Source organism: Parvibaculum sp. (genome assembly GCF_030694575.1).
In the GTDB taxonomy this organism is placed as follows: Bacteria; Pseudomonadota; Alphaproteobacteria; order Parvibaculales; family Parvibaculaceae; genus Parvibaculum.
This window is the reverse complement of sequence record NZ_JAUYUS010000020.1, coordinates 1-7876: the sequence shown is the minus strand read 5'-3', so window position 1 is coordinate 7876 and position 7876 is coordinate 1. Positions and strand designations below refer to the sequence as shown.

At 63.2% G+C, this 7876-nt stretch carries 7 protein-coding genes and 1 pseudogene; 4 read left to right on the top strand and 4 right to left on the bottom strand.

Annotation, left to right across the window (positions count from 1 at the left end; translation table 11 throughout):
• Window positions 1–31 precede the first annotated feature (31 nt).
• The gene (gene hflX / locus Q8S60_RS03500; protein WP_370867290.1) at window positions 32–1444 is read left to right on the top strand and encodes a GTPase HflX; all 1413 of its coding nucleotides are present in this window, start codon (window positions 32–34) and stop codon (window positions 1442–1444) included.
• Between the two features lie 2 nt (window positions 1445–1446).
• The gene (locus tag Q8S60_RS03495) at window positions 1447–2277 is read left to right on the top strand and encodes an inositol monophosphatase family protein (protein ID WP_305277736.1); all 831 of its coding nucleotides are present in this window, start codon (window positions 1447–1449) and stop codon (window positions 2275–2277) included.
• Here the strand turns inward: Q8S60_RS03495 and mazG are convergent.
• The 3 genes from mazG to Q8S60_RS03480 form a co-directional block, all read right to left on the bottom strand.
• Window positions 2274–3083 (bottom strand): nucleoside triphosphate pyrophosphohydrolase, encoded by an 810-nt coding sequence (mazG, locus tag Q8S60_RS03490; protein ID WP_305277737.1) that lies wholly within the window; start codon window positions 3081–3083, stop codon window positions 2274–2276. The genes Q8S60_RS03495 and mazG overlap by 4 nt on opposite strands.
• Before the next feature lie 10 nt (window positions 3084–3093).
• Entirely contained in the window at window positions 3094–4509 is a 1416-nt protein-coding gene (locus tag Q8S60_RS03485) for an MFS transporter (RefSeq protein ID WP_305277738.1), read from the bottom strand.
• 149 nt (window positions 4510–4658) lie between these two features.
• On the bottom strand, window positions 4659–5309 hold the full coding sequence (locus Q8S60_RS03480) for an MBL fold metallo-hydrolase (RefSeq protein WP_305277739.1): 651 nt from the start codon (window positions 5307–5309) through the stop codon (window positions 4659–4661).
• A gap of 317 nt (window positions 5310–5626) precedes the next feature.
• Between Q8S60_RS03480 and Q8S60_RS03475 the strand changes: the two genes are divergently transcribed.
• Both Q8S60_RS03475 and Q8S60_RS03470 read left to right on the top strand, forming a co-directional pair.
• Window positions 5627–6388 (top strand): DUF2189 domain-containing protein, encoded by a 762-nt coding sequence (locus Q8S60_RS03475; protein WP_305278278.1) that lies wholly within the window; start codon window positions 5627–5629, stop codon window positions 6386–6388.
• A gap of 107 nt (window positions 6389–6495) precedes the next feature.
• On the top strand, window positions 6496–7002 hold the full coding sequence (locus Q8S60_RS03470; protein WP_305277740.1) for a CinA family protein: 507 nt from the start codon (window positions 6496–6498) through the stop codon (window positions 7000–7002).
• A gap of 492 nt (window positions 7003–7494) precedes the next feature.
• On the opposite strand, the pseudogene Q8S60_RS03465 reads toward Q8S60_RS03470, so the two are convergent.
• Window positions 7495–7876, bottom strand: a pseudogene (locus Q8S60_RS03465) (hypothetical protein); the annotation flags it as partial.

Sequence of the window (7876 nt, the reverse complement as noted above, 5' to 3'; positions counted from 1 at the left end):
ACCAACGGGGAGGAGGGCTGAAGGACTTTAATTGACTGAAGAAACCGAGGATCGCGCGGAGAAGCGCAGTGAGCGCGGCTTTCGGGTAAAGCCCGCGGAGCAGACACGTGCCTTCGTGCTCGTACCCTGGCTCAAATCCGCTGCGCAGCAAGCGAAGCGGGGAGGGGGCGGACGCTCTCCGGAATCGAGACTGGACGAAGCGGCAGGACTTGCGGCCGCTATCTCCCTTAACGTTGTCGGAAGCGTCGTGGTCCCGCTGGCCAATCCCAAACCCGCAACGCTGTTCGGTGAAGGCAAGGTCGAAGAGCTCAAGGGCCAGATCGCGGAGCTTCGGGTCGATCTCGTGATCGTCGACGGCGCGCTCGGGCCCGGTCAGCAGCGGAATCTCGAAAAGGTCTGGAACGTGAAGGTGCTCGACCGCACCGGTCTCATTCTGGAAATCTTCGGCGAGCGCGCGCGAACGCGTGAAGGCTCCCTTCAGGTCGAGCTTGCGCATCTCAACTACCAGAAGAGCCGTCTCGTGCGGAGCTGGACCCACCTTGAGCGCCAGCGCGGCGGCTTCGGCTTCCTCGGCGGTCCGGGCGAAACCCAGATCGAAGCGGACAGGCGGCTCATTCAGGAGCGTATCGCCAAGATCGAGCACCAGCTCGAAACCGTGAAGCGCACACGCGAGCTGCATCGGAAGACGCGGCGCGAAGCGCCTTATCCGATCGTCGCGCTTGTCGGCTATACGAACGCAGGCAAATCGACGCTCTTCAACCGGCTGACGGAAGCCGGCGTCTTCGCCGAAAATCTTCTCTTCGCCACGCTCGATCCAACCATGCGCTCGCTCGTCCTGCCGAGCGGCCGCAAGATCATCCTGTCCGACACGGTGGGCTTCATTTCCGACCTGCCGACGCATCTCGTGGCTGCCTTCCGCGCCACGCTCGAAGAAGTGCTCGAAGCCGAAGTGATCCTTCACGTCCGCGACGCCGCCCATGAAGAAACCTCGATCCAGAAAAAGGACGTGGAAAAGGTCCTGGCCTCTCTCGGCGTCACGAAGGAGTCGACCGAGGCAAACGGGCAGCATGTCGTCGACGTGCTGAACAAGATCGACCTTCTCGAAGGCGAGTTCCGTGATGCGGCTGTCAATCTCGCCGCGCGCGAACCGATGACCGTGGCCGTCTCGGCACTCACCGGCGACGGCACCGGCGAGTTGCTGCAATTGATCGACAGCCTGATTGTCGACGACGAACGTCCCGTCCATTTCGACGTGCCGGCCAATGAGGGCGAGGCGATCGCGTGGCTACACGCAAATGCTCATATCCGTAACCGTGTGGATGGAGAAGAGGGCGTCGTGCACCTCGACCTCGGCCTGACGCCGGTGGTCGCGGGCCGCTTCGAGAAACGGTTCCCTGCCCTGGCGCGCCGTCTCGGCGAAGCGGCGGCTGCGGCGGCGGAGTAGACATGGACCCCATCATCGACGAAGTCGCCGCGCTGATGCGGGAAGTTGCCTCGCGCGAGATCATGCCGCGCTTTCGTGCGCTTGCCGAACATGAGGTCGAGGAAAAGACCAAAGGCGACCTCGTCACCATCGCCGACCGGAACTCGGAAATCTGGCTCGCGCCGAAGCTCGAAGCACTCGTGCCGGGTTCGCGCGCTCTGGGCGAGGAGGCCGTCGCGGCCGACCCGTCGCTTCTCGCGCGCCTCGACGACGACACACCGCTCTGGACCATCGACCCGGTCGACGGCACCGGAAACTTCGTCGCCGGGCGCGAGACCTTCGGCGTGATGATTTCACTGGTGACGAAGGGCGAGGTGGAGAAGGCCTGGATCTACCTGCCGGTGACGGAAGAGTTCGCGCTGGCGGAGCGCGGGGCAGGGGCCTTCTGGCAGTCCGCCGGCGAAACCAGGCGGCTCGATGCCGGCAGCCCGGCGCCCGGGCCTTCCGACCAGACGGCGAGTTTCTACGTTCGTTTCATGCCGGATGATTGGCGCGGCGGCATCGAAGCGCATGCGGCCACCGTCGGCGGCAAGACGGCCACCCTCTGTTCGGCCTGGGACTACACCAGCATCGCGCGCGGCCGCCACGACTTCGTCACCTATTACCGCATGCTGCCATGGGATCACGCCCCGGGATCATTGATCCTGCGCGAGGCGGGCGGCGTGACCCGCGACATCGAAACCGGTCTCGATTATTCGCCGCGCACGCTCAAGGGGCCGCATCTTGTCGCCCGCGACGAGGAAAGCTGGCAGCGGACGGCCGAACGCATCCGTTCCAACATCGCCCCGCGCTAGCCGCCGCGCTCTTCGCGCTTCGCCTCGTTCCAGAGCGCGTCCATTTCTTCCAGCGTCGATTGCTCCGGCTTGCGCCCCTCTGCCGCGAGCTTCTCCTCGATCCGCCCGAAGCGCCGTCGGAACTTCGCGTTGGCGCGGCGCAATGCTGCTTCCGGATCGACCTTCAGATGCCGCGCGAGATTGGCATAGACGAAAAGCAGGTCGCCTATCTCGTCTTCCAGACGGTCGGCATCGCCGCCCTTGGCGACTTCGGCCGAGAGTTCGAGCATTTCCTCGTTGAGCTTGTCGATGACCTGAGAGGTATCCGGCCAGTCGAAGCCGACGCGCGCGGCGCGGTTCTGAAGTTTCACCGCGCGCGACAGCGCGGGCAGGGCATGCGGCACATCGTCGAGGATGCTCGTGGAAACCGTTCCCTTCGCGGCCTTCTCCTCGGCCTTGATCTCTTCCCAGCGCCCTTTGACGGCACCGGCGTCCCGTTGCTCCTCGTTGCCGAAGACATGCGGATGCCGCCGGATCATCTTCTCGCAGATCGCGCGCACGACATCCGCGAAGTCGAACGTGCCGTCCTCCTTCGCCATCTGCGCATGGAAGACGACCTGCAGGAGAAGGTCGCCAAGCTCGTCCTTCAGCCCTTCCATGTCGCCTTGTTCGATGGCGTCGGCGACCTCATACGCCTCCTCGATCGTGTAGGGCGCAATCGTCGCGTAGCTCTGCTCGAGATCCCACGGACAGCCGCCATCCGGATCGCGCAGGCGAGCCATGATTTCGAGCAGCGCATCGATCTTTCCGGCATCGGGCGTCGTCACGGGTCCCCCGTTAATCGCCGGGCTGGTCGACAATGGTGCCCGCCGTGCCCACACCGGCAATGGCCGCCGCCGCATCGCTTGCCTCATGCGGAGCGTGTTTGCCGTCCCGTTCCTCGATGCGCCGCCGCAGGTCGGACTGTGCCGCGCGGTCGAGCGGGAAACGCCACATCACCGCCGCGGCCGCGAGCATGGCGATGGCGGGCAGGGTGACATACATCGCCATGAACTCGTTCAGCGTTTGGGGCGTGTTCTGGCCGCCGGGCGTGAACTGGATGAAGTCGAGCAGCGGATAGGTGATGCCGACTGCGAGCGCCGCGCCCACCTTCGCCGTCATGCTGAGCAGCGAATAGTAAAGCCCGGTGCGCCGTTGACCCGTCTCGAGATAATCCGTGTCGATGACGTCCGCCATGATCGAGCGCAGCAGGAACGAGCCCGCCCCGTAAGCGACGCCGTAAAGCGAATTGCCGATGAAAAGCCACCAGAATTCGCCGCGCGGAAAGAAGATGACGAGGGGCAGGGTGACCGCGCCATAGACCATGGCAATCGCAAGTGTCTTGTGCTTGCCCGCCATGTGGCTCATGCGGATCCACATCGGAATGCCGACAAAACCAGCGATGAAATAAACGAGCAGCAGCAGGCTCGCCGATTTCGGCAGTCCCATCACATGCGAAGCGAAGAAAATATACAGAGAGCCCGTGATCGCCGGCGCGATGTTGACGAGCAGGTCCGCGACAAGCACGCGCTGCAGCAGCCGGTTGCGGGCGATGATGCTCCAGGCGCGGCGCCACGGTATCTGCTGGTGCGGCGCGCTCGGAAATTCGGGCGCGATCCACACCGCGAGCCCGATGGTGATCGGCAGCAGCACGATGATGAACCAGCCCATCGCCGCGACCTTTTCGGGTCCGCCGGCGCCGTTGCTCGTGTATTCGATCACGGCCGGAAGCGCGAGCACGGTGAACATGCCGAAGATCAGCAGGAATTCGCGCATCCCCTGGATTGTCGAACGCTCGTCGTAGTCGGCCGACAGTTCCGCTCCCCACGACATGTGAGAGATCGTGATGAGCGTCCAGCCGATATAGAGAAAGAACATCCAGCCGGCGAGATAGACCCAGGTCACCGGCGGCGTCGGCATGAAAAGCATGTAGGACGAGATGAGCAGAAGCGGCGCGGAGATCACGATCCAGTGCCGCCTGCGTCCCCAGCGGCTGGGAAAGCGGTCCGACACCATGCCGAGGATCGGATCGGTGATGACGTCCCAGAACCGGGCCATCATGAACACGGTGCCGACAACGGTGAGACTGAGCCCCATGTCATGCGCATAGAAGGGCGGCAGGTAGACGACGATCGGCAGGCCGAGTGCCGAAATCGGAATGGAGGGCAATCCGAAGGCGCCGATCTGCCAACGGGTGATCTTACGTTTTTCCACTCATTCCCCCATGTCCGAACGCCCGCGCGTTTGAACCGCTGGGGCGCACATCCTTTTACCGGATTTTTTTGACTATTTGTCAGTTCCGGTAAGGAAGCCGATTGGACGCCCATTGTCCATCGTCTTCGTCGGGGATGGCCCTTATTTCGTCAGGCGAAATTCTCGTCCGCGACGAAGGGATTGGTTCGCCGCTCGACGCCGAAGGTTGAAAGCGGCCCGTGCCCCGGCACGAACGTCACGTCGTCTCCAAGAGGCCACAGCCGTTCGCGGATCGATTGCACAAGCGCGCCATGATCGCCGCGCGGGAAATCGGTGCGCCCGATGGAGCCCTGGAAGAGCACGTCGCCCACAATGGCGAGCCGCGAAGGCTCGTGGAAGAAAACGACATGACCGGGCGTATGGCCGGGGCAATGGCGGACGTCGAAGGTAAGACCGGCAACCTCCACCTTGTCGCCGTCCTTCAGCCAGCGGTCGGGCCGGAAGGCACCGACAGGCGGAAAGCCGTATTTGGCGGCTTGCTCGGGCAGAGCCTCGATCAGGAACAGATCGTCCTCGTGCGGCCCCTCGATGGGCACACCCAGTTCGCGGGCGAGATCGCCGGCGGCCGCCGCATGATCGAGATGGCCGTGCGTCAGCAGGATTTTTTCGATGGTGACCCCGACTTCCGCGGCGGCCGCCTTGATGCGCTCGAGATCTCCGCCGGGGTCGCTGACGGCCCCGCGCATGGTTTCGTCGTTCCACATCAGCGTGCAGTTCTGCTGAAACGGCGTGACGGGAAGAATGGCGGCTTTGAGGCCCATTTGAAACGCTCTCGGATGTTGAAATGTCGATGACCGGAGGGTAGGGGCCGGCGCCCCGATTGTCGACCGCGGCCTTGCGACGCTTTCGGGCGACTCCGGCAGCCGATTGGCATATATTCGACGGCGGAAGGTCGCGGGTTTCTCGTGACCGGCGGTGCTTGAGCGTCGATCCACGGGACGTCCCGGCCCTCGAACATTGTTCGGGAGGAACGGACATGACGATCAGAAATCCCATCGAATGGGGCTGGGCCCAGCTCACCCATGCGGCCTCGGCCGTGAGTTCGGCCGGTCCTTCGCTGCACCACATCCAGGAAACCATGCACTCGCCGGCTCTGGCGGTACGCCGGATTGGCACGCGCGATATCAAGGATGCTCTCGCCAAAGGCTTCGACGATTTCGGCGCCTGCAGAACGGATGTCGTCTTTCTCTGCGTCTTCTATCCCGTCATGGGCCTTGTTCTCGCTCGGCTGATGTTCAGCAACGATGCGCTGCCGCTGCTCTTTCCGCTTGCCTCCGGCTTCGCCATCGTCGGGCCGTTCGCGGCGCTCGGCCTCTACGAAATGAGCCGCCGGCGCGAGCAGGGCCTCCCCGTGGCATGGACGAACGCGTTCGACGTTGTCAGGGCGCCCGCATTCGGCGCCATCGCCGTGCTGGGTCTGATGCTCGTGGCGATCTTCCTGCTGTGGCTTTTCGTAGCCTGGAGCATTTACAGCGTGACACTCGGGCCAGCCTTGCCTGTCTCTCCCGCTGCTTTCATCCAGGACGTGTTCACCACCGGCGCCGGCTGGACCATGATCGGCGTTGGCATCGGCGCAGGCTTCCTTTTCGCGCTGCTTGCCATGACGATCAGCATCGTTTCGTTTCCGCTGCTGCTCGACCGGGACGTGGGCCTCGACACGGCTATCGGCACATCCATCCGCGCCGTGTTCGCCAATCCGGCTCCGATGGCTGTGTGGGGTCTGGTCGTCGCGGGCGCGCTCGTGCTGGGATCGATACCCTTGTTCCTGGGGCTCGTGGTCGTCATGCCGGTACTTGGCCATGCCACCTGGCATCTCTACCGCAGGCTGGTTCCGCGCTGATACTGCCTGACGGAACGGGCAGGCGGGCGAGGCCGGAACGCTTCGGTCTTCTATGGGTTGGTGACGGGATCCTCGTTTCCTGAAGCCACTCGAAAGGCAAAGAAGAAGTGCCGGTTCAGTGCACCGAGCAGAACCTTGTCGACCGCGCCGAAGCCGTCATGCGCTGCCTCCGGGAAGCGCGGCTGTCGCTGGTCACGGCCGAGTCCTGTACCGCCGGTATGATCTCCGCAATCTTGTCCCAGGCGGAGGGGGCGGGAAGCTGCCTGCATGGCAGCTTCGTCGTCTACACGAAGCTGCACAAAACGGCGGCCCTTGGCGTGCCGGAAGCGCTTCTCGCCGAGGTCGGAAGCGTTCACGCGGAGGTGGCGCGTCGAATGGCCGAAGGCGCGCTTGAGCGGTCGCCGGCCGACATCGTGCTGGCCGTGACGGGTGTTACCGGACCGGCGGAAGACGAAGACGGAAATCCGGTCGGCCGCGTGATCTTCGCCTGCGGACGGCGCGGAGAAGAACTTCACCTGGAAGACTGCAACTTTGGCAAGAATGCACCCGACAATCTCCGCAGTCTCGCGGCGCTGCATGGCCTTGGTCTGGTGGAGCGCGCCGCGGCAGGGTGACCCTTGGCGCTTCGCATGGAAAGCGAATCTGGCCGGTCTGTAAGTTATTGAAATTGCTGGAGGGGCTGTCGCCTGAAAGATGAATCTATTCGCACAAAAGTTGAATCCATTGGACTGCCGTTGCGCAGAAAATGAATCAATGGTCCGGCTACAACGATCTCGTAGCCGGTCAGATCAACGTCGAGGCACAACCCATTGAATTTCAAGTCTTTCAGGCTTTGGCGTTTCTGAAACACGGATCACGTTCGTGTTGTTCGTCTGCCGTGCCCAAGCATTCAACAGGCTGAGGTTAAACGGGCCTCCGGGACATCCTCACTTCGTTTAGCGGATGAAGCAGCAGCAGTATAAAATGGCGCTGCGATGTCCGCAACGCGAACGACACCTGCCACGCCACAATTATGCGCACCAGTTGAAAGTGATTCAGATAATGATGTACGTGCCTGCCGGCACTCGAACAGGCGCCCATCCACGGGCGCTGGCGGCTGTGGACCGTCAGGACGTTTCAGCGCTCAGCATCGCTTCGACGATCGGCTTTGCCCAGTCTGGCGTCGTCTTGAGAGCAGCGAGATCATCCTGCACAGGATAAAGCGCGCGCCCATCCTCCATCTCCAGGACCAGGAGAGGCTCCGGAATCGTCTCGCCGGGTGCCGCATCGAGACTATTGTCAAAAACCTGCAGCGCCTTGAGATGCGGTAACAGGAATATCAGGTTCCGCCGCGCGGTCATCCACCGTTCCCGGATCCTCTGTTCAGGGATGTCGTGCCCGCCATGCCTCACCCTGAGGGCAACGCGCGCGATATGGCGCTCCACCGTATCGAGGCCGCAGAAGATCATGACGATGTCATGTGTGGCCGCGGCCTTGGCCAGCAGCGCC

Excerpts from the sequence above, each read along its gene's own strand:
- Q8S60_RS03495 (WP_305277736.1), top strand. The coding sequence starts at position 1,447 with ATGGACCCCATCATCGACGAAGTCGCCGCGCTGATGCGGGAAGTTGCC.
- Q8S60_RS03480 (WP_305277739.1), bottom strand. The coding sequence starts at position 5,309 with ATGGGCCTCAAAGCCGCCATTCTTCCCGTCACGCCGTTTCAGCAGAAC.
- Q8S60_RS03475 (WP_305278278.1), top strand. The coding sequence starts at position 5,627 with ATGCACTCGCCGGCTCTGGCGGTACGCCGGATTGGCACGCGCGATATC.